Source organism: Cyclobacterium roseum, assembly GCF_010119225.1.
Taxonomy (GTDB): Bacteria; Bacteroidota; Bacteroidia; order Cytophagales; family Cyclobacteriaceae; genus Cyclobacterium; species Cyclobacterium roseum.
The window spans coordinates 159,559-185,657 of the sequence record NZ_WNKF01000009.1 but is presented as its reverse complement, the minus strand read 5'-3'; the positions used below and the strand labels follow the sequence as shown (position 1 = coordinate 185,657).

The window sequence follows — 26,099 nt, the reverse complement described above, 5'->3', positions numbered from 1 at the left end:
TTTTTCTTAATTTAAGCGGTGGAAGGTATTTCCTAAGCTTTTCAAAAGGAAATCCCGTTGTCAAATGCTTTTTAGGCATCCGGTATTTTCATGACCTGTGGAGGTTGAGCCCTTGTCGTGAAGGTCTTTCAATTAATTTTACGAATCATTTACATTCTTTAAAATCCGGTTTTATAAAACCAACTGAGCCGGATTTTTTGCCGATAGGTGGCGTTTTTCTTCTGCATCCTACTGTAGTGCCAGTATTGCTTATCGGTTGTCGATTTCTATAAAGCATGAGGGCAGTCCATCTGCCTTTATCACTCTGTTTTATTTATTCACAAAAATCGATTAGCTATGAATAGCAATTCATGGGCAACGGTGATTTTTTGTATCACCATCTGCTGCCAGCTTCAGGCGCAGGGACCTGCCGAAGTCGCGAATAGGTTAAGCCCTAAATCCCAACAAAAAACACCTAATGTGGCGGCTATGGAAAAATTTGGTGATTATCCGGTAAACTTATATACCGGGCTGCCCGATATTTCTGTACCTGTTTTTGAGGTGAAGAGTGGACCCTTACATTTACCCATACGGTTGAGTTACCACGCTTCTGGCATTAAATATACCGATCAGGCCAGTTGGGTAGGGCTTGGCTGGTCGCTAATGGCAGGAGGCTTTATTTCCCGCAATGTCAACAATAAGCCGGATGAAACCAGTTTTCTCCGCAATATCAACAATTACGAGGTTCCCAATACACCCGACTGTAGTTTTTACGAATACAAAAAGATGTCTGTGGATCTCATTGATCGGGAGGCGGATCTGTTTTCCTACCAGGTGCCGGGGCACAGCGGAAAGTTTTACCTGAGGCAAGGAGGGACAGACCCTTTTTTGATTCCCAACCTTCCCCTGAAAATATCCTATACGGAGAACCTTGACCAATTCGAAATGCTCGATGATAACGGTATCCGATATCGTTTTGGCAAAGGTAGCAATGAGGACCGGGCAACCGAATACATTACTTCGGGCGGATCGGAGGGATATGTTTCTACCTGGTATTTGATGGAAATATCGGCCCCTGATACGGACGATTTTATTTCTTTTTCTTACCAGAATGTAGGGAAATTCCATCAACAGGCGGTAAACAATCATGTAACCCTTTTGGATGATTGTACTTTCTTGGCCAATAACGACTTGGACTGTCCTAATCTGGATACCAACATTTCCACCCTGTATTCAAACACCTCGTCTACCCAACTGGGGATATCCGAAATCAGGTTTAAAACCGGAATGGTAAAATTTATTTTGGGCTCCAAAAGGCTGGACCAACCTGGGCTTAATCATCTGGACCGAATAGAGGTATATGAAAAGGCTGGCAACGACTATTTGTTGTTGAAGCAGGTTGAATTTGACCTGGATGAATATTTTCAGAATAGAAGCCGCAGTGAAAACTATCGATTAAAGCTGGACGGCCTGCTGATAAAAGATGGCGCAAATACGCTGATCAATCAGTATAGCTTTAGTTATTACACAGATACCTTTTCTTGGGACCAGGCCAATAACAGCTTTAGAATTGATAATTTTGGTTTTTTCAATAACAAGCCGAATGCCGACCTGATACCCCCTACCGATGTAGATTTAACAACCGGATATACGGTTTATTTTGGTTCGGCAGATAGAAATACGGATACCACTTACCTGAAAGAAGGTACCCTGAAAAGAATCACCTATCCCACCGGCGGATATTCAGAGTTTGATTTTGAACCACATCAGTACCGCATTCTGGAAAAGGTGCATTATGCGGGCGGGCTAAGGGTGAAGAATGTCAGGACGTTCACAGGTACAGACACGCTAATAAAAACCTATGCCTACGGTGGTAATGGGCCGGGAAGCGGGTATAAGAATTTCACATTGGATAAGTTTCTTTATTCAAATACAAGGTATTTTAAAACAGGAACCAGCACGTCCTCATTGCGGTATAGAAGCAGGATGTACTTTTCAAATGCGGTGACGGGAAGAGGATATGAGGAATGCCCTGTGGTGTATCCCATCGTGACTGAATACGAAACCGGAGGCCCGGAAAATGGCAAGACGGTTTACGAATTCGATAATAAGCTGCATATACCCGATAAAGTTGTTGGTTATCCCTTTGGTACGTCCACGAAGCCCTTTATTAATTCCATGGCCTGGGCAAGGGGGAAATTGACCAAAAAAACCATCTACGACGGCAAGGAAGAAATTCAGGCGGTTACGTCCATTCAATACAAGAACTACAGACCAGACGAGCAGCCTATCGGGCAGGGAGTGCATCAATACGTCCATCAGAGCGGCAACTTCAGTCATCCGTATTTCACGATGTGTAGGCAAAATATTATTTTGTACGATGCGTTCGAATACATTATTACTACTCAGAACAAAACTACGGGAGTTTATAAACAGTCGAAAGTGGAGGAAAAATTGCTTTCTCCTGGATTTAAAGACTTCACTACTGTCACCGAGTATGAATACCACCCTGATTTTCTGCAGTTGGTTAAGGAAGAAAAACGAACAGATGCAAGCCTGAGATCGACCATCAAGGTGAGCAGGTACGTTTCAGACCTTTCAGCTTTTAAATCACAACTGTCCGGACAGGCCTTTGTATATCACCAAATGTTCCTGCAAAACCGGTTGCATACCCCGATAGAGACCTATACAATTATAAAACATGGCGAGGAGGGGGAAGAACGGATTATTTCCGGACAAGTAACTACATTCAAAGAATCTTTCCGGGGGACAGGTAGGTACAAAATAGACGAAGTCTACTTTTTTGAGGCAGTTAACCCGGTGAAAAGGGCCTCTTATTCTCAGGCCAGATTCGATGATGCAGGAAATCTAAAAGCAGACGAACGCTACCAATCCGGAATTAGAATCGATCGATATGATCGATCAGGAAATGTAATCCAGATGAGCAGAGCTGGCGGGAAGCCATCTGCATTTTTATATGGATTGGATGGCTCATTTCCTGTAGCCATGGTAGAAAATGCCGAAAGAAATCAGATTGCCTTTACTTCATTTGAAAGCGAGGAGAAGGGAGGGTGGACCTATGAAGGGAAAGAAATACCCCTGCCGGAAACGTCTGCCAAAGCAGGAAAAAAGGTGTATTTACTATCAAACGGTCAGGTTTCTGGAGGTATTCCGGGTGCAAGTGAAAGCAATGCATTCAAATTAAGTTTTTGGGCAAAAGCCGTCTCAGGGACCCGCACCTGGTTCTTTATGGGGAAGTCAGAAAGCTTAACTACCGAGTGGAAGCTGATTGAGCGGTCGGTAACGAATCCTGCCATTACCATTAAAGGAGAAGGAATCTACATTGACGAGCTAAGGCTTCATCCCGAAGAGGCACAGATGACGACGTTTACTTATGCGCCTTTAAGGGGTATAACCAGTGTGTTGGACAGCCGAAATGCGGCCATGTTTTATGAATACGATGCTTTTGGAAGGCTGGCGTCTGTCCGTGATCAGGATGGATTTTTGAAAGAATACCACGAATATTCCTATCTGATACCCTAAAGAAACCATGAAACCACTACTTTATCTATTTATTTTAGTCAGCATCCCCTTTAGAGTTTTAGCTCAAGAAGTAGCTAATGAATCGTCATTGGCAGGTGCCTGGGAGCTTGACCTTGGATTGCAGATACAGGCACTTCAAAAGCAAGGGGATAATAAATTCACTGCCATGCCCCCGCCTGTTCAGGAAATGTTTTTAGCTTCCCTTGAAACGAGGAAATACATTTTTTACCCGGATGGACGCTTTGAGGCCTACTGGCTGTTGGGTGGTAAATCCCAAATGCTCAGCGGAACCTGGAAAATGAAGAATGCTGCTTTGCACCTGTCCCATGAAAACGGACCGGATAGGGTTTATAAGCTGTCAAAGACCGGGGAGGTAATAATACTGGTTTCCAAGGGAAATACTGGAAATGTGTTGCAAACGCTATACCTTAAACGAGAAGGGCTATGAAAACACTTTTTCACTTTTCCCTCGTGCTTTTTGTTTCATTTGGCCGCTTGTTTGGACAGGAAGAAATTACCTCAGTGACTATCTCCGGTCCTGCATCTATAGCGATCGGCGAGGAAGCCTTTTTTAATGTCGCTTTTTATACAAATTATCGGCGGGTAAATGCGCTGTCAAATGGCAGTTTTAACTGGATGCACTCGGGAGGACAGCGGGAGCGATCGGACGTATCAGGGCTAAGCCTGATCTTTTCCGAGCCAGGCCATTACGAGGTGTTTTATGGTTACAGCGAATTTGGGAGTTATTTATACGACAGTAAGGTCGTAGAAGTGAAAAGCCAACGCCCCTGTCCGCAAGCAACTCCATCAGCACCGGAAGTAACCCTTGTCCGCAAAGGAAGGGCAAGACTTATTGCTAACCCTGCTCCCGAAGGGTTTACTTATCGTTGGTATGATTCAGACCAGACTAGAAAAGTATCGGGGAGAAAACAGTTTCTGACTCCGATGCTTTTCGAAAACAAAACCTACTACCTGGCTTATCAGCACATAAAAACTGGCTGCCTGACAGATAAGATTCCGGTTACGGTAAAAGTACTGGCAGAAAACCGGAATCGGATCAGCAGCTACCGTGCCAGGCAACCCATACAGTCTGTCGGTGCTCTACTGGAAAGTACCCCTGAGTCAATCCATCAAACGAACACCTATTACGACGGAATTGGCAGAAAGGAGCAATTGGTAAACGTGACGGCTACGTCTATGGGTCAGGATCTTATCACTCCCTTCGCTTACGATGAAGCAGGCAGGCAAGCGTTGGAATTCCTTCCCTTTCCTGGTTCAGGGCAGCAAATAGGGCTTTACAGGGAAAATGTGCAGGCATTGCATGGGGATTATTTCCAGCAAGCCTTCAATGATTCTCGTGGCTACCAGGAAACAGCATATGAATTCTCTCCATTAAATAGAATAGCAAAAAAATCGGCTCCAGGGAATGCCTGGAAGATGGGCAGTGGAAAAGAAACTAAATTCTACAGAAGATCCAACAGCCTGGAGGATGATGTGAAACGGTTTGAAATAAACGGAAAGGGGCTTCCGGAATTCCGGGGGGAATGGCAGGAGGGCAGTCTGTGGGTGGAGATCACCGATAATGAAGACAATCTTCGTGAACTGACATTCACCGATGACCAAGGCAGGGAGGTATTAAAAAGGACACAGGTTACTGCCAGTAACGAATCGGGAGGGCACACCGGCTGGCTTAGTACGTACTACGTTTTCGATGATTTTGGCGATCTCAGAGTGGTAATGCCTCCGAAAGCCGTTGAAATTCTGCATACCAAAGGCTGGGAATTGTCCATAGACCCAAATTTGTCGGAGGCGCAATATTTTTGCTACCGGTACGACGGTAGGAGGCGCCTGGTGGCGAAAAAGCTTCCCGGAAAAGCCATTGAGTACCTGTTGTATGACCGACTGGACAGGCAGGTGGGCTTTCAGGATGGCGAACTTAGAAAAGATGGCAAATGGCAATATACTCGGCACGATGCATTTGACAGGCCTGTGAAAATCGGCCTTGTTTCAGACAGTAGAAGTGTTTCGGCGATACAGCATGAACTTGACCGGCAGCCATCTGTAGAGCCGTCAAGAAATGACTGGGACACCGGAAATTGGAAAACCGGCAAAAAGCTGGTTACATCCAACTATACCGGGCAGGAGGTCTTTCGAACTTCGGAAAGTATCGTGTTTAGGCCTGGCCTCCATTTTAAAGCCCGAAGCGGTAGTAATTTTTCAGGAATTATTGGAGCCGTAGAAAAATCGGGAAACAGTGTTTTTCCGATGGAAGAGGGGGAGATTCTTACGCTGTATTACTACGATCGTTATGAAAATACGCCCGCAAAAAAATACAGGCAAGCCCCGGAATACCCTCGGTCTCCCTCTACCCGCAGCACTGGATTGCTGACCACAATGAAAGTCAAAGACCTGGAAACCGGCAGGTATTATACCAGCTCCTATTTCTACGACGACAAAGGCCGTGAGATACAATCCCTGGAAGAGCATCCTTTGGGGGGAACCATCAGACGCTCCAGTAGGTACAATTTTGAAGACCAGGTAACGGAGACGCTTACGGAATTGATTCAGCCGGTTAATATGAAGATACGGAAGATGTATTCCTATAACCAGGCCGGTCTGCTTTCCAGTATTAGCCAGCAGATCGATAATGGAGCTACGATTACCCTCGCAAGTTATAGCTACGATGAACTAGGGAGGAAATCCGGAGTTCATTTCCCTGCCATTCCCGATGCTGGTCAGGATTACAGATACACTATCCGGGGCTGGTTAGCGGAAATAGGAAGTTCCTCTCCGGGACTTTTTTCCCAGAGCCTGCAGTACCAAGAGAGTGGAAAACGGTGGGATGGTAACATTACCGCCACCGGGTGGACGGGAATGGATGGGATGGTCCGGCAGTATACCTATACCTACGATAAACCGGGCAGACTGCTTCAGGCGGACTATATGGTTCCTGCTGCAGCCGCTGAAAAGAACCGCTATACGCTGGATCAGATCAGCTATGATGCCAATGGTAACCTCAAAAGCCTGCGAAGGAGAGGAGCCAGAACGGAAAAGGAATATGCGGTGGTGGATAACCTGAAATACGAATACGATCGCAATACAACGCTCGGCGAATATGGAAACCAACTGACCCGGGTAAAGGATAGCCAATCCGAAAAAGTATATATATCTTCCGATTTCAAGCCGAACCAAGCCAACGGTTTATACGATTATGATGCCAATGGCAACCAACGGAACAATCAGGACAAAAACCTCAGGGCTGTGTCGTACAATCACCTGAACCTACCAGAGGAGTTTGTCTTTGAGGGTGGGCAAAAGCTGAAATACGCCTACGATGCTGCAGGAACCAAGCGTCGGCAGGCTTCCTACCGAAATGGAACGCTGACAAAAGAGACCCATTATGCCGGTGATTTTGTGTTCACCGATGGCCGGCTGGACTACATGCTTCATGAAGAGGGCAGGGTGGTGTTTGAGTCGGGAAAGGCTATCTATGAATTTTTTCTTCGGGACCATCTGGGCAACGTGCGCCAGGTGATCCGGAAACCCTTAACCGAGCGGGTAGTTGCCACTATGGAAAAGGCACATGCAAAGAGGGAAGCGGAAGATTTTGGTCAAATTGCTGCCAGCAGGCAGCTAGGTCCGGAGCACAATACGACTCCCGGAGGAACACAGGTTGCCTGGCTGAATGCAGGCCGTGGAAGGCTGTTGGGGCCCTCGCGCAGACAAGCGGTGGAATCGGGCAGCCGACTCAAACTGTCTGTGCAGGCGAAATACGAAGCACCGGGCAAGACCAGTATCCGCCCGGATGATTTTATCAAAGCCGGCATCAGGGAAGGATTGATCGCTGATTTGCGGGAAATAGGCATTTCCAATTCGGCACCAACGAGTTTGGGGATTTTACACTTGGTCGATTTGGTGATCAGAGACCTGCAGCAAAAAGCCGCCCCTGAGGCCTATATGATGTATGCTTTGTACGATAAGCAGGGAAAACTTTATAAAAGCGGCAAGGAGTTGCTCAGTAAAAAAGCAGCTAACGGACATGAAAAACTGGAAAAAGAGCTGTATATTAGTAAGGAAGGTTATATGGAAGCCTTTCTGGTAAATGAAACATCAGAACACGTCTGGTTCGACGATTTCACCGTAGAGACGATCCATTCACCGGTGGTTCAGGAAACCCACTACGATCCCTGGGGTTTGGAGTTGACTGGTTTGGGCTTTCAACGCGAGGGGGTGAAGGAGAATCGGTATTTGTATAATGGGAAGGAATTACAAGATGGCCTGAATTTATACGATTACGGGGCGAGGTTTTATGATCCGGCTGTTGGGAGGTGGATGACTGTAGATCCGTTGGCGGGGCAGATGAGAAGGCATTCCCCTTATAATTATGCATTTAACAACCCGATAAGGTTTATTGATCCTGATGGGATGGCTCCTAAAAACTGCTGCCCACCGTCATCCGGTTCAGTTTTCTTTTCAGAGGTTCAGGAGCAATTTGGATTTCTGAAAACAACAGCTGATAATTTCTTTGGTTTTAAAAGCTCAAGGATTGGAACAAGTAATAGTCAGCCTTCAGGTATTGTTACGGTTTCTGAAGGATCAAGTGGCCCAATGGATGTTGGAACAATAGGAAATATAGGTGGCTTTGTTAATACAGATGGCATCGATGGGGTGGCAAAAAGCGGACCATCAGGAAATGTTATGGAAAAAATTGCAAATGCTATTGGTGCCATATTTGGATTAACATCTGAAACATCGAATTATTTGATTGAAACTACTACTGACGAAAAAATAAGCAGTGAAATTAAATCCCAAAGTGAAAATGACACTGCGTTTTTTGATGTTAAAACATATAGCAATGGAAACGGAAGAAGTGTTAGTTATAAAAGAGTTATAGGATCGGATACCATGCAAGTTACTGGTACTAGAAATGGTTTAAATGAGGGAAAAAGGGCATTAGAAAGTTTGGATGAAAATGAATAAAATATTAATTGTATTTTTGATTTTGGTAATTTCTTGTAGTCAAGAAAAGAATAAATATCATATACGAGATGATAAACCAATAATTTTGATTGGGGAATTAGGGGAAATAAGGCTTAATCTTCTAAAAAATTCAATTTTATTGGATAAAATTGAAATTTACAATAACGAGAGGGAATTGGTTTTAGAACAATCATTTGATGATCAGGGGATGTTTATTATTAAGTCGAAAGAAAGTAATATCGATTCTATTTCATATAATACCTATAAATATTTCTCAAGTGAAGTAGAAAAGCAAAAAGTAAATGATTCGTTAACCAAAGAAATATACCATAACTTAATAACTACCAGGGAATTTAAATACAACGGTGACATTTTATATTTAGATATGATAGAAAATGGAAGAAAAAGATACAATGCGTTGAATTTGAAATTGGTAGATTCAGAATGGATAAGTGATGATAAGGTAAAATTGTTACTAAAAAATTATTTCCCATTTGATGGTGAATTTAAATTCTATTATTTAAATTCAAAGGAAAAGCTAATTTCAAAAAGGATTGAAAAAAATTACTACTTGGTTGAGTTTCAAAAGGAAACTGGTCAACAAAAAAGCATTAAATTTGATATAGAAATAGTTCCATCAGAAAGTGATTCTTTAATGAATTCAATTTTCACACAAGAAATATTTTTAGAATATTAATCAATGGGTTTAATTTTGTACGACTATAGTTTTAAATATTAAATGTTTAACAAAATAAGATTATTTTTTAAAAACTACCTGTTTAAATTCGCGGAAGAGAAGTAGCAAGGAAGCTTAAATTATTTCGAGAATGTTTTGGTTTTAAACACCGAAAAGCATTTAATGCAAATTACCGGGTAGTGAAAATGAAGACTTGTTAAATTGATTTAAAACTACAAAGACATCAATTAAAGAGGTACAGGTGGATACTAATTTTTCGAAGTGGCTAAAAAGATAGATAGGCCCTTATGGAGTTGCCGTTAGGGGCTTATTTTTCTTAGGTGAAAAAACTTGGGATATGACATGGCCTATGAGAGATAAAATAAGCCAACAGTATTGGCAATTTGAAAATGCTTTAAGAAGCGGTTGGAGACCTAGATAGAATGAGCATGTTTACATATAAAATTAGTTTTGAACATCATTTTCAAAATTCTTGGCCAATTTTAATCTATTTGGTTGGTGCGTTTATTTTACCTTTTTATATTACAAAGAGATTTGGGTCAGGAGATACTTGGATATTTATCATTTTAACTGCTACATTGTTTTTAATGTTTTTTATTCCTCAATTACTCGTTCACATTAATTATTACACTAGGAACAAGGCGGATATATTTTTTTATGATCCTTCAGGTCAAAAAATTACGATAAACCACAAGGGTGAATCGGTGAGCTTTTCATTTAATGATATTCAACTGATAAAGCGGTTCAAATCCTATCCTCTAGCTGAAAACCGGATGCAGTGGTTTCCCTGGGATAGTTACAATTATTCCGTTATCCGGTTAAAAAATGGAAAGGAGTTTATTATTACCAGCCTGCTTGTTCCCAATATGGGCCTTCCCATTGCTTCCGGAAGGATAAGACTGGAGAAAAGGTTTTATCCGATTGTTCAAGACACATGAGCAAAGTACCGACATTGCCAGCCTTTTTTTATGCGCTGAACGAGTTCTCTACCTTGCGCTTGAACAGGAATGGGTTGATCAGTGCGAAGATGTGTTGCCGGTCCCAGGATTGTACTTTTTTTGACCTCCCGACGGTATCATCTGAAAAAGCCGTTGATATTCCTGCCCAGCAGACAGTACGGGGAATTACCAAAGGATTGCCTTTTTTTCAGATTAGGAAAGCACCAGGGATGTTTTCAGCAAGCGGGAAGCCAACTCTTTTAAGGCTCTTTCTATCCTCTCGGCCTCAGCCGGACTGGGTTTTTCCTTGCCGGAAGAAAAGGCCTCCAGTTGTGAGGTGCTGATCTCCGAGAGGGCGGCCAGTTGTTCTTTGTTCAGTACAGCAAATTCGCTAAAAAAAGCAGGGCATTGGTAGTAATGGTTAAATGTCACCGTCTCCGGGTCCAGGCTTTCAAATTCCCAGAGCAGTTTTTTCAATTGTGTTTCCAGCCCCGGAATGCTAGGAGCGGATTGGGTCAGGGGATTATCGTTGTAGGTAAGGCTGCCTTTATAGGTATTGTCTTCTTTGGTGATTACCAGGTCGAGTGTAAGCGTCGTCATTGCGGTCTTTTTTTGGTTGAGGGGGTAATTGTTTTCGCATTGCCCTTTTGGAGCCTTTAAGGTAGGAAAAAAGTACGACAAGATCAGTAGCTGGATACTTTATGGGTATTTTTGAAATACCATTTTGATTGTTAGGGAAATGCCTAATTCAAAATTTTACTTATATTGAACCATGCATCCCTATATCCCCCATTTGCTGGAAGACATCGCCAAGGCCCACCGAAACCGGGATTCCTTGCAAAAAAAGCCTGCTCAAAGCATTGAGGAGGAATTTGAAGAAATGGAACGCTGGCTTTCAGAGGAGCCGACCACTACTTTTGGCGAGTACTGTGGGTTGAAAACCCTCGATTTTCCTCCTGCCAAACAGCTATCGGAAGCGGATATGACATTAGTCCTGGAAGCATTCAAAAAAATGATGTTTTCCTGGAACTTGGGTATTGATTTGCCGGACACGCTTCCCCTGTCCATTGCCTATACCATGACGGTAGACACCCTTAATCAAAAAACCGCTATCGTTAGCGAGGGATTTATGTCCTTTGACTACTGCTCCGGTTCTCCGGAGGAATGCGTTTTCAAGGAATATTGCCCCTGCCTAAAATACATAGACGATTTTGAGGAGGATAATGATGAGTAGCTTCTTTTATTGAGCGTTTTGGTATAGGGAAAAGTATATATGGGTTTTACGATATTGATGAAAAAATTCACTGGCAGTACCCCGCAGCTAGCCAAAACCAAAAAGAGCGCACCGATCGGGGCCGGAACATCGTCGCCAAAGACAACCCCCCCCGAAAAGCTCCCCATCCACTGGCTGGCCCCGGAGTGTACCGACCCATCTGACAGCTTCAACTACCTGATGATGCACAAGACTTAGCACCGGTATGTTCGTCGTACGAGAAAGCCAGAAGTGGTTGATGCGAGTGTGAGGGGTTAGGGCTATTTTCTTAAAAAACGATTCTGACTTTCGTAAATGATATTAATATTCGTATCTTTGGAGCATACCATTTAAGCGGAAAAATGAAGTATTCAGAAGTAGAGCGAAAGCTGAAAAAACAAGGTTGCTACTTCGCCTTTGATGGAAAAAAGCATCCAAAATGGTTTAGCCCTATTACCGAAAAGTTTTTTGACCTGAGTCATCATAAAAGCCAGGAGGTAAAACAGGGAACATTAAAAAGTATCAGCAGGGATTCAGGAGTTAAGCTTTAACCCCTCATTTCCCAATCTATAAAATCTGTAAATCATAAAACAAATCGTAAAATGAAACTGAAAGTTTTAATCGAAAGAGGTGATGACGGCACCTACGGTGCGTACATTGATTCCGATAATCCTCCATTTGGATTGCTGGGTGATGGTGACACCGCCCAGGAGGCAATAGATGATTTCTATAATTCTTATGAAGAGATGAGAGGGCTATTTAAAGAGCGGAAAATGAAATTCACGGAGTGCGAATTTGAATTTGCGTATGATGTTGCTTCATTTCTTGATTATTATGGCAAGGTGCTTTCTCTGGCGGGATTGGAGCGGCTTACCGGAATCAATCAGGGGCAGCTGAGTCATTACGTGACCGGAAGAAGGAAACCCGGCAAAAAAACCGTTCAGAAAATAGAAAACCGTTTGAAAGCATTTGGCAAAGATCTGCAGCAGATTCAGTTCGTTTGATTGGTACTCATGCATAAGTAAGCTGCAGCCCCGGCCCCTGTTTATCAGGGCCGGATTTTTTTATGTCCTTTTACCCCTCCTAATTCCATGCGAAATTAGTAGCATGGGTCAATTAGCCGTTTTCGAAGGCATTTCTGAGATGCGGAAGCGTTCAACCGAGGGAATCGTGGAAGTGAATCGGGACAGGCTGCGTCCCAGGAGTCCGGATGCAGACTTTTCGAACGGGGAATTCCTGGAACCAACATCGATCTATTAAACCCATATACTGGTTTTAAGCATTAAATCCGTTAAAAAAACGTAAATGTTTTAAACAAATCGGTTAATTATACATTTTACTGTATATTTGAGATCCCAAACAAGAAAACCATGATCGTCCATTTTTCCGTTCAGAACTTTCGTTCCGTCAAGGAGCGAATGGAAATCAGTTTTAAAAAAACAGGGTTAAAAGGATTGCCCAACAATTATTTTGAGGGGCCTTCCAAAACCAAGCTGCTGAAAACAGCCGTCCTGTATGGGCCCAATGCTTCCGGCAAGAGCACCTTCTTAAAGGCATTTAAAGCGTTGGAATATTTGGTGTTGAGTTCTGCAGGATTCAAACCGGATCAAGCGATTCCTCCCTATGAACCTCACCTGCTGGATAGGGCGTTTAAGGAACGTCCGGTGGAATTTCGCATGGTGTTTTTCGGGAAAGATCAGGTCAAATATGAATTGGAATTGGCATTTATCGAAAAAAGTATCGTCCGGGAGGAAATGTATTTCTACCCGAATGGGGTGCAATCGCTCTTATATCAACGTATTCAGGGCAAGGAGATCAAATTTGGCGATGGCTATCGGGGAGCCAAAAAGACCATTGAACGACTGCTGTTGCCCAATCAGTTGTTTATTTCCAAGGCAGCAGAAAACAATGTCGAATCCTTACAGCCTGCTTATCGCTTTTTCGGCGAGGGGATGATGGTATTCCCCTTTCTCAGCGAAAACCAAGAATCTAATTTGACCAGATTGTATGCCAGGCGCTTGGCGGAAGAGGGAAATGCAAACTTTTCGCGAAAGTTAAATGCGTTGATTTGCGCCTTGGATACAGGGATTTTGGCTGTTTCGGCCAAAGAGGTGGATGAAAACAGTTTCAAATTTCCTGACCACATGCCAGAAGACCTTAAGAAGCAGATCAAAGATGATTTCAAATATGATATTCGCACCGAACATTCCCTATTTGAAAACAATAAAATAACGGGAAAGGAATTGTTTGATGTGGAGGAAGAATCTACCGGGACCAAAAGTTTGTTGGTCATCGGAGGCCTTATCCTTGATTCTCTGGAAGCAGGCCGGGTACTGGTAGTGGATGAATTTGAGAAAAACCTACATCCATCTATTACCAACTATCTAATCGGCCTTTTCCATAATCCGCTTACCAATCCAAAAAACGCCCAATTGATCTTTGCCACCCACGACATTACGCAACTAGCAAGTGGAGAATTCAGAAGGGATCAGCTATGGTTTACCGAAAAAGATGAATTCGGGGCGACGGAATTGTACGTATGTTCCGATATCAAGGGCCTGCGTACAGAGAATCCATTGGACAAATGGTATGCCTCTGGTAAATTGGGAGCCACCCCGATCATCAACGATGTGGATTTTTTAATCGAAATGCAGGAAGATGTCCCAGAGGAAACCGAATAAATTACCAGGATTGCGGTAGGGCATTCCAAAAAGGAGAGGAAGTGGTTCGGCATCTGAAAAAATTTTGGAAAAACTATCATAAAACCAAACTTAACCACTATGCTCTTCTCAAGGATAAGCTTGAAGATGCCATTGAAAGGGCCATCCATATAAACCTCAGGCAGCAGGACATGCCTCTTTTTGAGCGAAATCCTTATTGCAGCATTCCGGACTTGATCGTTTATTTTAGATCCTTGGAAGCTTAATTGTGTTTTTTTGCGTCTCATATTTTCGTTTTCATGAGACGCTATGGAATTTGTATCTCATCCATAAGACACAAATAAAAGCCAAAGCACCCGTTGGTCCTGTACTAAATCCCATAGTCTTATTGTTGAAGCCGTATCCAGTAACTCAAAATAGCTTGCTACCCAAAAAGTTTATGATTTATACGCCGGAGTTCCCGATTCCGCTGCGCTGCATCGGGATAAACTTCTCCTCCGGCATTTTAAATCAAAAAAGGCCCCTTCTTTCCAAGAAGGAGCCTTCAGATTGTACCTTGGGCCGGAGTCGAACCGGCACGAGTGTTACCTCATTGGTGTTTGAGACCAACGCGTCTACCAATTCCGCCACCAAGGCATTTCAAACTAATCCCGTTCCTTTCTGAACGGGATGCAAATATGGGCAAAGAAATTTTCTCAAACAATACTTTGCCGCCTTCTAATCCTTATTTTTTTATCTTCAAGCACCCGGAAAACCGCCGGCTGACCCTGAACAGCATCCCTTTAGACCTCGAAATTAATGTAAATGGCACTGTCGTATTTCAAACCCAATAAATCCGCCCCATGGCCATGATTAATGCCGATCTCCAACAAACCCAAACTGTTGAAAAAGGCCCAACAATCACCGGGCTCTACCTCGTCGTAATTCTGCTGGATCGTCTCCAGGGTTTCCCGGCCAAAGGCAATTTCAAATTTGCCGGGATTTAGCTTGTCAAAAACATCCTTGGGGATGTTGGTGATCAGGTTCCCATAATGATCTACCCGTAATACATAGCCGACGATTTGCTTTTTGCTGGCTTTAAATTGCCTGCTCATCATTTTTTTGATGTTTTGAAGCGGCCCTCCAAAATCATGAATGGCCGCCCCGCTGGCAACTTTGGCAGCAATGGGTGCCAGGATGTCTTTCGCGGGAAAGCTGCTGTTACGGATATGAATATCCGAGAACTTGACTACTATTCCCGGGTCATGATCCGCCAGCATGCTCAAGACACCATTGTTCGGGCCCACAAAAATATGTTCGTTTAGTTTGATGCCGATGTAGCCATCCGTGATGTCACTGGTGGAATTTAAGGCCACCAGGTGAACAGTACCTTTCGGAAATTCGTTATAGCTAGCACGAAGTACGAAAGCCGCATGCGCAATATCGTAAAGCGCGATATCATGACTGATGTCGACAATGGATAATTGGGGGTTTATGGATAACATTTTCGCTTTTACTACCGGAACGTAGTAGTCAGCGTTTCCAAAATCTGATATGAATGTTACCAAAGCCATAGAAGCAAGTCAATTAAAAATTCGTACTTTTGTTTTAATGATAAGATAAACAAAAATAGGGATTTTAAATTAGTTTTTTGAATAGGATAAACAGAAGACAGTATATTGGTAGAAAAAGTCATCACATTGGAAAACATTTCCCTCCTGGATTTCCTGGGATCGGAAAATGAAAATATCAGGCAGATATCGGCTGCCTTTCCCCAAAGCAAGATTGTTTCCCGGGGAAATGAAATACGGATCAAAGGGCAAGCCCCCGAAATCCTTAAAATCAATGAGATTCTAAACATGCTTTTGGAGCATTTCAGTCGTTTTGGCCAGGTGACTCCGGATAATGTCAAGGAATACATTGCCCTCGAAGGCAACCCTCCGGGACAGGCGGAAACAAAAAATGACATCATACTTTATGGAAACAAGGGCTTGGTAGTAAAGCCAAAATCCCCTAACCAGAAAAAATTAGTAGACTCTTCCTATGCGAATGACCTGGTGTTTGCGCTGGGACCGGCCGGAACCGGAAAAACCTATATTGCGGTGGCCTTGGCGGTAAGAGCGCTTAAAAACAGGGAAGTAAAGCGGATCATCATTACCCGCCCGGCGGTGGAGGCAGGTGAAAACCTCGGCTTTTTGCCAGGAGATCTCCAGGAAAAACTGGATCCCTACCTCAGACCCATTTACGATGCCCTGGGAGACATGGTCCCTTCCGAGAAATTACGGTTTTATCAGGAAAACAGGGTGATCGAAATAGCCCCGCTGGCTTACATGCGGGGAAGAACGCTTCACGATGCCTTTGTCCTACTTGACGAAGCTCAGAATACCACCAGCGAGCAAATTAAGATGTTTTTGACCCGAATGGGGCCCAACTCAAGAGTGATCATAACAGGAGATCAGTCTCAGGTAGATCTTCCGTCCAAGCAGAAATCGGGGCTTAGAGAATCGCTCCGGATTCTGAAAGACGTAAAAGGGATCGGAGTGGTGCACCTTTCCGGCAAGGATGTGGTACGGCACCGGCTGGTAAAATCCATCATCGAAGCCTATGAAAAAAATGAAGTGGAGGTAAAACAACCGCGATGAAATTTTCAGTACATAAGATCACGGATGAAATCACCCTGAAAAAGGCCTTTAGAATCAGGGAAGAGGTCTTCGTCAAGGAACAATGCGTCGATCCGGATGAGGAATACGACGGTTTTGAAAACGAATCCGCTCAGTTTTTAGCCTATCAGGGCCAGCAGGAAGTGGGTACGGCGCGATGGCGGTTTACCGAAAACGGCATCAAATTGGAACGGTTCGCCGTTTTGAAGCCATTTCGGGGAAAAGGAGTAGGACAGGCACTGGTGAAGGCGGTCCTGGCAGATATTCAATCCCATCCGGAAAGTGCTGGCAAAACCGTCTATTTGCACGGACAGCTGACCGCCATGGGGTTATACGAAAAATTTGGCTTCCAAAAAGTCGGCGATCTGTTTGTAGAATGTGGTATTGACCACTACCAAATGGAACTTTCAATTGATAGGGACGTTAGAACCACTTAGTTTACTATGTTTAATGAATTGTTTATAAAAAATGAGAAAATTACCACATTTCCTGATTTTTAGTATCTTTTTTGGGTTTTTAGGAGCTTCAGCGTATGCGCAGCGTCCCATGGATCCCATCTCCCCTGCCAATGAGGTCAAGATTAACATTGTCAATACGATAGTCATTGGCTCCCTGGAGTTGGGCTACGAGCGTTTGCTGGATCAAAATCAGGCGATAGCAGTGGAGGTGATGTTTATGGACCGGTTTTCATACGTTTCGGACAGCGGGGAAGGACAGGATTTTAAGGCGACCAGCCTGATGCTTTCCTACAATTACTATTTTGTGACGGCCACGGATCCTTCCGGATTTTATGTGCATCCCTTTATGAAATACAGAGGGGGTACGTTTTCGGAAGTTGGCGAAAACAATACGGTACAAGAGACCGATTTGAATAGTTTTATGATTGGTTTTGGTGCGGGATACAAGTGGGTTCATAATGAAAAATTCGCCCTCGGCCCCTATGTCAATATCGCCCGGGGATTTAATGAGGAGGTTAGTGATCGCTTTGACCCGGTAGAATTTAATGCCGGCTTTAGCATTGGCTTCCGGTTTTAGGGAGGAAACGTCCTTAATTAGTTGAAATTCAGACAAATTCGTTGGGCTTTTTGAAAAAATTCACTAATTTCTTTCTTCGTTTGAAATAATGGGCTTCCGTTTAAATTAATGCGGAAGAAAAAGTAAAAAACAGGAAAAGATTTTAGTCCATTTTTTCTTTTTTTATGAAGTTCAGTGAATTTCCTTTCGTCAGGTACACGATTTTTTTTGTGATCGGGGTATTGCTGTATCCCTATTCCAACCACATGCCGCCCGGTCGGCTGCTGCTCATATTGAGTATTCTTTTGGTTTTGTATATTGGCTTGGTAGGAACCTACACTCCTAAAGCCAGGAAGTCTCTTTATTTTCTTGTTCCGACCATCGCCTATTCCAATCTGGTAGTGATGGGGATGTTTGTTGCCTCTATTCGTGATGTGCACCATGATCCGGATCATTTGGTCCATTTTTCCGGTATATCGGAATACCTGGCTGAAGTAAAAGAACTGGATCAACAAAAGCCTAAAAGCATCGCGAACCTGGTGGAGGTCTATGCCGTCCGCACCCCATCAGGATGGCAAACGGCTAAAGGAAAAGTGCAGATTTACCATCGATCAGCCAGTCAACTGATGCCGGGATCCCTATTGCTGATAGCCGGAAGGCCGGAACGAATCCCCTCCTCTAAAAATCCGGAAGCCTTTGATTACGCCTCCTTTATGGCTCAGAAGCGTATTTATTTTAGTGATTTCATAGCCGCTGATTTTAAACTACTACATCTGGGGGAATTACCTCCCTGGCAATCGGGAATATTAGCATTACGGCAATATTTGGAGGGAAAGGTATTGAAGTATGTGGAAGACGATGCTTCGGCCCAGATTGCCAAAGCCTTACTGCTGGGGCAAAAAAAAGACCTGGACGAGGAAATCGGCGAGGCCTATGCCACCGCTGGGGCCATGCATATTCTGGCGGTTTCCGGATTGCATGTCGGCATTATTTACGGGTTTTTCTTTTTGTTTTTCAAACCCCAAAAGGCCAAAAAGATTCAACGGGTACTTTATCTGAGCCTGGTGGTGCTACTGATTTGGTTGTATGCGGCTATTACCGGTTTTTCTCCCTCGGTCCTCCGGGCAGCCACCATGTTTACCTTTATCTCCATCGCCCAAATGAAATCCAGAAACCCTTCGATTTTTAACCCCCTGGCGTTATCTGCCATGGTATTGTTGGTTTACGATCCTTTTTTAGTGTATGCGGTCGGGTTTCAGTTGAGTTATACGGCCCTATTGGGTATCCTGCTTTTTCAACCGCTGATTGCTTCCCTATGGAATCCCGATAGCCGCTGGCTGCGGTACCTATGGGACATAAGCAGTGTGGGATTGGCAGCGCAGTTGGCCACGTTTCCATTGGCCATCCACTATTTTCACGTTTTCCCTACCTATTTTTTCTTGTCCAATTTGCTGGCCATACCGGGTGCTTTTATCATTATGTCCCTGGGATTGCCTTTTTTATTGCTGTCTTACTGGTCGGTACCGGCTTCCTTCTTAGGAAGTTTGGTCAACAAGGCGATAGGGCTATTGAATGAAGGGATTTTTGGTTTTCAGAAATTGCCCTTCGCTAAACTTGAATTTCTCTATTTTCGCCTTCCGGAGATGATCTTAATATGGTTCCTTTTATTCTGTATCTACCAATTGCTCCTTCAAAAAAGGAAGCGGCAGGTGTTATGGGTGGTTTCGGTGCTGGTATTGCTGGGCGTTTACCGGATTTTTGAATCCTGGGAGAAAGCCAGGCAGCATTACTTGCTGGTTTACCAGGTTGAACAGGGGCTGGCCATTGACTACGTTTACGGAGCGCAGGTATTTGAAGCGATGGTGGAAGTAGATCCGCAAGACTTTCGCTATCAGGTGCTCCCTCACCGAATCAAACAAGCTGGAACAAATGTACGGAAACTGCTGATCCGTAACGAAGAGCAGTTTATCCGGTTGGATCTTCCTGGTGGCAGGGTCTTGCAATTGGAAAAAGGGACTTTCAGGCCAAGGCCGGATGAAGCCCTGACCATGCATTTCTGGTCAGCAGGGAAGTGGCGGGAGTACCGGCCTGCTGCCAATGCGCCCAGCCCTCCCAAAGCTGCGTTAAAAATAACGTTTAACAATCAGCTCACTTCCTTGTGATTGGCCGGAAGGCAGTTTACTTTGTGTAAAAATAGCCTTTCGGTAGGAAGAATATCGTAGCAGTTCGGAATGGATGAATTAAAAACAGCGGCCCTTGCCACCTTAAAACAGTACTTCGGATACCTTGATTTCCGCCCCTTGCAGGAAGAAATTGTATTGTCGGCTGCACAAGGCACCGATACCCTGGCGTTGATGCCGACTGGGGGAGGAAAGTCGATTTGTTTTCAGGTTCCGGCCTTGATGAAACCTGGCATTTGCCTGGTAGTAAGTCCTTTGATCGCTTTGATGAAAGACCAGGTGGACCAGCTGAAGAAGCGGGGGATAAAGGCCCTGGCCATTCACTCGGGCATGCAAAAGCGGGAGATAGACACCCTTTTGGACAATTGCGTCTATGGAGATTATAAATTTTTGTACGTATCTCCCGAGCGATTGAAAACCGAGCTATTTCTGGAACGGTTTAAAAAAATGAATGTGAACCTGCTGGCAGTGGACGAAGCCCATTGTATTTCTCAGTGGGGCTATGATTTCCGTCCGGCCTATCTGGAGATTGTAAAAATCCGGGAATGGGTACCGGAAGTGCCCGTGCTGGCCCTGACGGCTTCGGCGACCTTAACGGTGCGAGAGGACATTATCGAAAAACTCGAGATGAAGCCCGCGGCTGTTTTCGTACAGTCTTTTGCCCGGCCCAATTTGTCTTATGCGGTTCGTTGGGCGGAAAATAAGATCGAAAAGGCGGTGGAGATTCTTCAGAAAGTACCGGGCAGTGCCATTATCTACCTGAGAAGCCGGAAAGGTACGAAGGAGACCGCACAGCACCTGATTCAGTTGGGCATTTCGGCTACTTTCTACCACGCGGGTCTGGAGCAAAAAGACCGGAATCAGCGGCAAATGGATTGGATACAGGGCAACGTCCGGGTGATGGTGGCGACCAATGCTTTTGGCATGGGGATCGACAAACCGGACGTACGATTGGTGTTGCACCTGGACCTACCGGAAAACCTCGAAAACTATTACCAGGAGGCCGGGAGAGGCGGTAGGGATGGAATCAAGGCCTTTGCCGTGTTGATGGTTCGTGAGCAGGATTGTCTGGGGCTAATCGAAATGGCAGAGAAGGCCTATCCTCCTGAGGATCAAATCAAGCGGGTGTACCAATGCCTGGCCAATTATTACCGGCTGGCGGTGGGAAGTGCCGAGATGAGCAGTTTTGATTTCGATTTTGCCAATTTTGCCAATACCTATTCCCTGGATGTAAAGATGGCCTATAATGCCATTAAGGTACTTCAGGAAGAGTCCTTTCTATTATTCTCAGAAAGTGTTTTCGTCCCTTCGTCCCTTCATTTTCTGGTATCTCAGACCAAAATTTACGAAGCACAAATTGCCTATGCCCGAATAGACCCGTTGATTAAGCTGTTGCTTAGATTACATGGTGGGGAGCTTTTTGTCAACTACATCCGTATTCGGGAGAATAAACTCAGCCAGCTTCTAAACATTCCGGAAAAGGAGATTGTGAAAATGCTGCATTGGATGGACGAACTTGGTTTGGTAGCCTACACTCCCAAAAAAGATCAGCCCCAGGTAACCTTTATGACTCCCAGAAAAGATGCCGGTACGCTTCCACTGGACAAAAAGCGGATCAATCAAAGGAGGAACCAGGCGAAAGAAAAGGCCGCACAGATGGTGGCTTATGCGAAAAATATGAGAAATTGCAGGACATCGCTTATTTTAGATTATTTTGGGGAAAAGAATGAATATACCTGTGGTATTTGTGATACCTGTGTCCAAAATAAGAAGGAAAGTGATCGGGCGAGCTATCATAAACGAGTGGAAAGTAAAATACTCAAAACTTTAGCAGCCGGGCAAGCGTTTTCTTTAGAGGATTTAGTAGACCTTGCGGGGGAGCGTCCGGATGACGGTACGGTGGAAGTCATTCGATATATGGAAGATGAGGGGTTAATTTTCACAGGAGAAAACGGTAAAATCAGGCTTAAATGAAATTCATTGATGATTTGTTAGGCGGATTGTTTCCAAGGAAAGATAGTAAAGTATCCATCAAAGAGAATTTCAACTTTTCCGGGAAAGAAGAAGCGCAGGTGGCTTCCTGGATGGACTCCGAAGAAGGCCGGGGGCTGATGAAAACGATATACGATAATTACCACCTGAAAATTGCCGGAGTAAATAAGCAACCGGAAGTGCATGTGTTGCATTCTCCCTACGCGAATGGTTTTGCGGTAAGTTTTCAGGAGCCTTTGACCCCGTCTGACTTCGGCAACTTGTTTATTGGTTGGGGGCTGGGAATGCCGGAATTGGGGTATCGAAAAGTAAGCCTGGATAGAAAAATCGAGGAATCAAACGAACAGGTCAAGGTGACCGAAAAATATTATTTTAAGCCACCCTTATCAGCAGGGGACCTGAACAGTAAAATTGATCAGTTGTTTGGCAACGTAAGTATAGAAAAAATCTTTATCAACAACCGCCCCAGCTACCTCAAGGTGTTGGCTACGGTATATGCCGACAGCTTATACCACGAAGCGGCACCTTTTGACCGATTTATGGACCAGCTATTTAACCAGGACTAACTATGGACAACAGATTACTAAGAGAATTTATAGCCAACTACAGGACACCTTTCGAAGAGGAAAAAGCAATGATTCCCGATTTTTTGGCACTCCTGGACGACCCGATGGCTTTTAGTCGGGAACGCAAGGAGGGACATTTTACCGCATCCGCCTGGATCGTAAATCGAAGGCGAACGCATACCTTATTGACCCTGCACCGGAAATTACAGAAGTGGCTGCAACTGGGAGGCCATGCGGACGGCAACCAAAACCTGCTGGAGGTGGCTATGAATGAGGCCCGTGAAGAAAGTGGCTTGACTTCCCTGAGGCTGGTGGACCGGTTTATATTCGACCTGGACCGGCATCTGATACCGGCCAATGCTACCGATGCGCAGCACTTTCATTACGATGTCCGATTTTTGATCGAGGCTGAAATGGACGAGCCCTTGATCATAAGTCCGGAAAGTAAGGACCTTGCCTGGGTTGGCTTTGACATGACTTCCGAGTTGGTCGGAAACAATGTCTCTATCCTTCGGATGTTGGAAAAAACCAGCCGTTCTGAAATACTTTTATAAGCAGAGGTTCGGTAGTTCTGGTTTTATTGTTCAAATTTTCGGGTTGTGCCCCTGGGAATCCTTATCTTTGCCAAAAATTTTGAGATGAATAACAACCTGTTCAAATCCCTGGCATTGCTTTTTTTACTGGTTTCCTGTCAGCCTTCGGTAGAAGAGCTGTTTGAGGCTGGGGTAACGGCCCTGGAAGGGGAAAATTACGAGGAGTCAATCGGCTATTTTGACCGGCTGGTTGCCAAAGATAGTACGCACGCTGCTGCCTGGAATGCCAGAGGAGTGGCTTTTTTTGAGCTGGGGCAATGGGATGATGCCATTGACTCTTTTAGCCAATCCATAGAAACCGACTCCCTTAATTACAAACCTTTTTTTAACAGAGGCAATGCCTGGATGGAAAAAGAATCCTTTAGGGAAGCACTCCTCGACTATAACCGTGCCAATGGGCTGGACATTAATCAATCGGATGTTTATTACAACCGGGGGCTGGCATTATTGGGGCTGGAAATGTACGAGGATGCGCTGATCGATTTTGACATGGCCTTGCGGGCTAATCCAGAGCAACCCACCGTCCTTTTCAACAAGGCGAAGGCCCAATTGGGAAACAATGATCCTTTGACGGCCATTGCGACGCTCAATGAGGTGGTACGATTGGATCAGCGGAATGGTTCGGCTTACTACCTGCTGGGTGTTACCCAGATGAGTGCCCTGGGAAACAAGGAGGAAGGCTGTTCCCAATTGAAAATGGCGCTTTCCTTAGGGTATACGCAGGCAAAAGAATGGATAGACGAATTCTGTGAGGAATAATGGCGGAAATCGGAAAAAACATAGCCAAAGCAGCCAAATTTCTTACGGATGGAGAGCTTGTGGCCATACCCACAGAAACGGTGTATGGCTTGGCAGGTAATGCCCTGGATGAAAATGCCGTTCTAAAAATATTTAAGACCAAAGAAAGACCGGAATTTGATCCTCTGATAATCCATCTGGCTGAAAAAAGTCAATTAATGGACTACGTGCAGGATGTCCCGGAAGAACTGGCGGCCCTTGCCAGCCGTTTTTGGCCGGGGCCCCTTACGCTCTTGTTGCCTAAAAAAGACCTGATTCCCGATTTGGTTACCAGTGGCCTGGATACCGTTGGGGTTCGTGTTCCCAGGCATCCGCTTACCAGGAAACTATTGCAATCGCTTACCTTTCCGCTGGCGGCTCCAAGTGCCAATCCTTTTGGATACATCAGCCCTACCCGGGCGAGCCACGTTCAGGACCAGCTAGGGGATAAAATAAGGTATATTTTGGATGGAGGGGATTGTGAAGTAGGCCTGGAAAGCACCATTGTTGGCATGGAGCAAGGACAGGTAATCGTGTACAGGCTAGGCGGGATTTCCGTTGCGGATATTGAGGAAACGGTGGGGAAAGTGCTGATTCTCCCTCAGTCCAGCAGTAATCCAAAATCTCCCGGGATGCTCAAAAGCCACTATGCCCCTAAAAAACCGGTCTATTTGGGTGATTTGGATGAATTGATGGAAAACTTTGGTAGAAAGGGTACCGTTTTTGCGGTCTTATCGTTTACCAGAACCTTTGCGGAAGTACCGGATTCCTTGCAACTGGCGTTGAGCAAGGAAGGAAACTACGATGAGGCGGCGAGAAACCTGTTTTCCTCCATGAGGCTATTGGATGATAGTGAGGCAGCAGTGATATTAGCGCAGGAATTGCCGGAAATTCATCTGGGAAAGGCCATAAATGACCGCTTGAGGCGGGCAGCTGCCAAATAAAATCCTTATTTTTGATAAAATTTTAAACCTACAACGTATGAACAATAGAATCAAGACTGTCGATAATGTTGATTTTAAAGGGAAGAAAGCCCTGGTAAGAGTGGATTTTAATGTGCCCCTGGACGATCAACATAACATTACGGATAATACCCGGATTGTATACGCATTACCTACGATCAAAAAGATTTTAGAAGGGGGAGGCGCAGTGATCCTCATGTCCCATTTGGGTCGGCCTAAGTCCGGTCCGGAGGATAAATTCTCCCTGAGGCATCTGATCACCGAGTTGAATAAAGAACTGGAGGTGTCTGTCAAATTCGCAAAAGACTGTATCGGAAATGAAGCCAGCCAATTAGCGACCAGCCTAAACCCGGGCGACGTGTTGCTACTTGAAAACCTAAGGTTCCATAAAGAAGAGGAAAAGGGAGATAGGGAATTTGCTAAAAAATTGGCATCTCTGGGAGATATTTACGTAAACGACGCTTTTGGTACTGCTCACAGAGCGCACGCTTCCACCGCCATTGTGGCCGAATTTTTCAATGATAAAGTGGCAGGATACCTGATGCAGGCGGAGTTAAAAAATGCAGATAAGGTATTAGGTGCTCCGGAAAGGCCCTTTACAGCCATCATGGGAGGAGCCAAAATTTCCGATAAAATATTGCTGATCGATAAATTATTAGATAAGGTAGATAATCTGATCATTGGCGGGGGCATGTCCTATACGTTTGCCAAAGCGCAGGGAGGCTCGATTGGGGATTCCCTTTTGGAAGCGGATAAAATGGAACTAGCCCTTCAATTGGTAGAAAAGGCCAAAAAGCAAAATGTTAACCTGATTTTACCGGAAGATGCGGTCACTTCCAAGGCTTTTGCCAATGATGCCGAACAAGGCACCGCGCAAAGAGGACAAATTCCAGATGGTTGGATGGGATTGGACATTGGACCTGAAAGCCGGAAAAAATTCTCTGAAGTGATCATGGCCTCGAAAACGGTGCTATGGAACGGACCCATGGGTGTTTTTGAGATGAGCAGTTTTGAAAACGGCACCAAAGCCATTGCCGAATCCATAGTCGCCGCCACCAAAAAGGGAGCGTTTACCCTGATAGGAGGAGGCGATTCTGCCGCTGCGGTCAATAAATTTGGCTATGGGGATGACGTTTCTTTCGTTTCTACGGGTGGAGGTGCGCTGCTGGAATTGATGGAAGGAAAGACCCTTCCTGGTGTAAAAGCCCTGGAACCTTAATAATTCGCCACTAAGTAGCCTGTCATTCTACCCGGACCCAGCGCCATTCCAACTTGATTGATTTCAAATTTATGGATAACAGGGCTTTTGGGGAAGAAGGCAGGCAAT

General features: G+C 44.7%; 22 protein-coding genes and 1 tRNA gene. 20 read left to right on the top strand and 3 right to left on the bottom strand.

Features of this window, described 5'->3' with window-relative positions:
* Positions 1-336 precede the first annotated feature (336 nt).
* From GJQ68_RS14230 to GJQ68_RS14210, 5 genes are all read left to right on the top strand, one after another.
* A complete protein-coding gene (locus GJQ68_RS14230; RefSeq protein WP_162417917.1) occupies positions 337-3,522 on the top strand; it encodes a hypothetical protein in 3,186 nt (1,061 codons plus the stop codon).
* 7 nt (positions 3,523-3,529) lie between these two features.
* On the top strand, positions 3,530-3,970 hold the full coding sequence (locus GJQ68_RS14225) for a hypothetical protein (RefSeq protein WP_162417916.1): 441 nt from the start codon (positions 3,530-3,532) through the stop codon (positions 3,968-3,970).
* Positions 3,967-8,502: a DUF6443 domain-containing protein gene (locus GJQ68_RS14220; protein ID WP_202927943.1), complete on the top strand. Its 4,536-nt coding sequence runs from the start codon at positions 3,967-3,969 to the stop codon at positions 8,500-8,502. Before GJQ68_RS14225 ends, GJQ68_RS14220 begins: the two co-directional genes overlap by 4 nt.
* A complete protein-coding gene (locus tag GJQ68_RS14215; protein ID WP_162417915.1) occupies positions 8,495-9,199 on the top strand; it encodes a hypothetical protein in 705 nt (234 codons plus the stop codon). The genes GJQ68_RS14220 and GJQ68_RS14215 overlap by 8 nt, the downstream gene beginning before the upstream one ends.
* Before the next feature lie 428 nt (positions 9,200-9,627).
* Complete coding sequence (locus tag GJQ68_RS14210; protein WP_162417914.1) at positions 9,628-10,137, top strand: hypothetical protein; 510 nt, start codon at positions 9,628-9,630, stop codon at positions 10,135-10,137.
* Positions 10,138-10,350: 213 nt separating this feature from the next.
* Here GJQ68_RS14210 and GJQ68_RS14205 read toward each other — a convergent pair whose 3' ends face one another.
* Complete coding sequence (locus GJQ68_RS14205; protein WP_162417913.1) at positions 10,351-10,737, bottom strand: helix-turn-helix domain-containing protein; 387 nt, start codon at positions 10,735-10,737, stop codon at positions 10,351-10,353.
* A gap of 172 nt (positions 10,738-10,909) precedes the next feature.
* On the opposite strand from GJQ68_RS14205, the gene GJQ68_RS14200 reads away from it, so the two are divergent.
* The 5 genes from GJQ68_RS14200 to GJQ68_RS14180 all read left to right on the top strand — a co-directional run bounded on the left by GJQ68_RS14200 (position 10,910) and on the right by GJQ68_RS14180 (position 14,070).
* Entirely contained in the window at positions 10,910-11,371 is a 462-nt protein-coding gene (locus GJQ68_RS14200) for a hypothetical protein (protein WP_162417912.1), read from the top strand.
* A gap of 380 nt (positions 11,372-11,751) precedes the next feature.
* Positions 11,752-11,940: a type II toxin-antitoxin system HicA family toxin gene (locus GJQ68_RS14195; protein WP_162417911.1), complete on the top strand. Its 189-nt coding sequence runs from the start codon at positions 11,752-11,754 to the stop codon at positions 11,938-11,940.
* A gap of 51 nt (positions 11,941-11,991) precedes the next feature.
* Positions 11,992-12,393: a helix-turn-helix domain-containing protein gene (locus tag GJQ68_RS14190; protein ID WP_162342841.1), complete on the top strand. Its 402-nt coding sequence runs from the start codon at positions 11,992-11,994 to the stop codon at positions 12,391-12,393.
* Between the two features lie 103 nt (positions 12,394-12,496).
* Entirely contained in the window at positions 12,497-12,649 is a 153-nt protein-coding gene (locus GJQ68_RS14185; protein ID WP_162417910.1) for a hypothetical protein, read from the top strand.
* 110 nt (positions 12,650-12,759) lie between these two features.
* Positions 12,760-14,070, top strand: a complete 1,311-nt coding sequence (locus GJQ68_RS14180) for an AAA family ATPase (RefSeq protein ID WP_162417909.1) — start codon at positions 12,760-12,762, stop codon at positions 14,068-14,070.
* A gap of 531 nt (positions 14,071-14,601) precedes the next feature.
* Here the strand turns inward: GJQ68_RS14180 and GJQ68_RS14175 are convergent.
* Both GJQ68_RS14175 and GJQ68_RS14170 read right to left on the bottom strand, forming a co-directional pair.
* Positions 14,602-14,685 (bottom strand) — tRNA-Leu (locus GJQ68_RS14175).
* A 146-nt stretch (positions 14,686-14,831) separates the two neighbouring features.
* The gene (locus GJQ68_RS14170; RefSeq protein WP_162417908.1) at positions 14,832-15,602 is read right to left on the bottom strand and encodes an SAM hydrolase/SAM-dependent halogenase family protein; all 771 of its coding nucleotides are present in this window, start codon (positions 15,600-15,602) and stop codon (positions 14,832-14,834) included.
* A 105-nt stretch (positions 15,603-15,707) separates the two neighbouring features.
* Here GJQ68_RS14170 and GJQ68_RS14165 point away from each other — a divergent pair, with 105 nt between their 5' ends.
* The 10 genes from GJQ68_RS14165 (at position 15,708) to GJQ68_RS14120 (ending at position 25,991) form a co-directional block, all read left to right on the top strand.
* Positions 15,708-16,670 carry a PhoH family protein gene (locus GJQ68_RS14165; RefSeq protein ID WP_162417907.1) on the top strand — a complete coding sequence of 321 codons (963 nt, stop codon included), beginning with the start codon at positions 15,708-15,710 and terminating at the stop codon, positions 16,668-16,670.
* Positions 16,667-17,125 carry a GNAT family N-acetyltransferase gene (locus GJQ68_RS14160; protein ID WP_162417906.1) on the top strand — a complete coding sequence of 153 codons (459 nt, stop codon included), beginning with the start codon at positions 16,667-16,669 and terminating at the stop codon, positions 17,123-17,125. The genes GJQ68_RS14165 and GJQ68_RS14160 overlap by 4 nt, the downstream gene beginning before the upstream one ends.
* Positions 17,126-17,156: 31 nt before the next feature.
* A complete protein-coding gene (locus GJQ68_RS14155) occupies positions 17,157-17,723 on the top strand; it encodes a DUF3575 domain-containing protein (RefSeq protein ID WP_162417905.1) in 567 nt (188 codons plus the stop codon).
* Positions 17,724-17,887: 164 nt separating this feature from the next.
* Positions 17,888-19,864, top strand: coding sequence for a ComEC/Rec2 family competence protein (locus GJQ68_RS14150; RefSeq protein ID WP_162417904.1), 1,977 nt, complete (start codon positions 17,888-17,890; stop codon positions 19,862-19,864).
* Between the two features lie 69 nt (positions 19,865-19,933).
* Positions 19,934-21,856 (top strand): RecQ family ATP-dependent DNA helicase, encoded by a 1,923-nt coding sequence (locus GJQ68_RS14145; protein ID WP_162417903.1) that lies wholly within the window; start codon positions 19,934-19,936, stop codon positions 21,854-21,856.
* Positions 21,853-22,440 (top strand): hypothetical protein, encoded by a 588-nt coding sequence (locus GJQ68_RS14140; protein ID WP_162417902.1) that lies wholly within the window; start codon positions 21,853-21,855, stop codon positions 22,438-22,440. The genes GJQ68_RS14145 and GJQ68_RS14140 overlap by 4 nt, the downstream gene beginning before the upstream one ends.
* 2 nt (positions 22,441-22,442) lie before the next feature.
* Positions 22,443-22,994, top strand: a complete 552-nt coding sequence (locus tag GJQ68_RS14135; protein ID WP_162417901.1) for an NUDIX hydrolase — start codon at positions 22,443-22,445, stop codon at positions 22,992-22,994.
* A gap of 84 nt (positions 22,995-23,078) precedes the next feature.
* Positions 23,079-23,792 carry a tetratricopeptide repeat protein gene (locus GJQ68_RS14130; protein ID WP_162417900.1) on the top strand — a complete coding sequence of 238 codons (714 nt, stop codon included), beginning with the start codon at positions 23,079-23,081 and terminating at the stop codon, positions 23,790-23,792.
* The gene (locus GJQ68_RS14125; protein WP_162417899.1) at positions 23,792-24,754 is read left to right on the top strand and encodes an L-threonylcarbamoyladenylate synthase; all 963 of its coding nucleotides are present in this window, start codon (positions 23,792-23,794) and stop codon (positions 24,752-24,754) included. Before GJQ68_RS14130 ends, GJQ68_RS14125 begins: the two co-directional genes overlap by 1 nt.
* A 37-nt stretch (positions 24,755-24,791) precedes the next feature.
* Entirely contained in the window at positions 24,792-25,991 is a 1,200-nt protein-coding gene (locus tag GJQ68_RS14120) for a phosphoglycerate kinase (RefSeq protein ID WP_162417898.1), read from the top strand.
* Positions 25,992-26,099 lie beyond the last annotated feature (108 nt).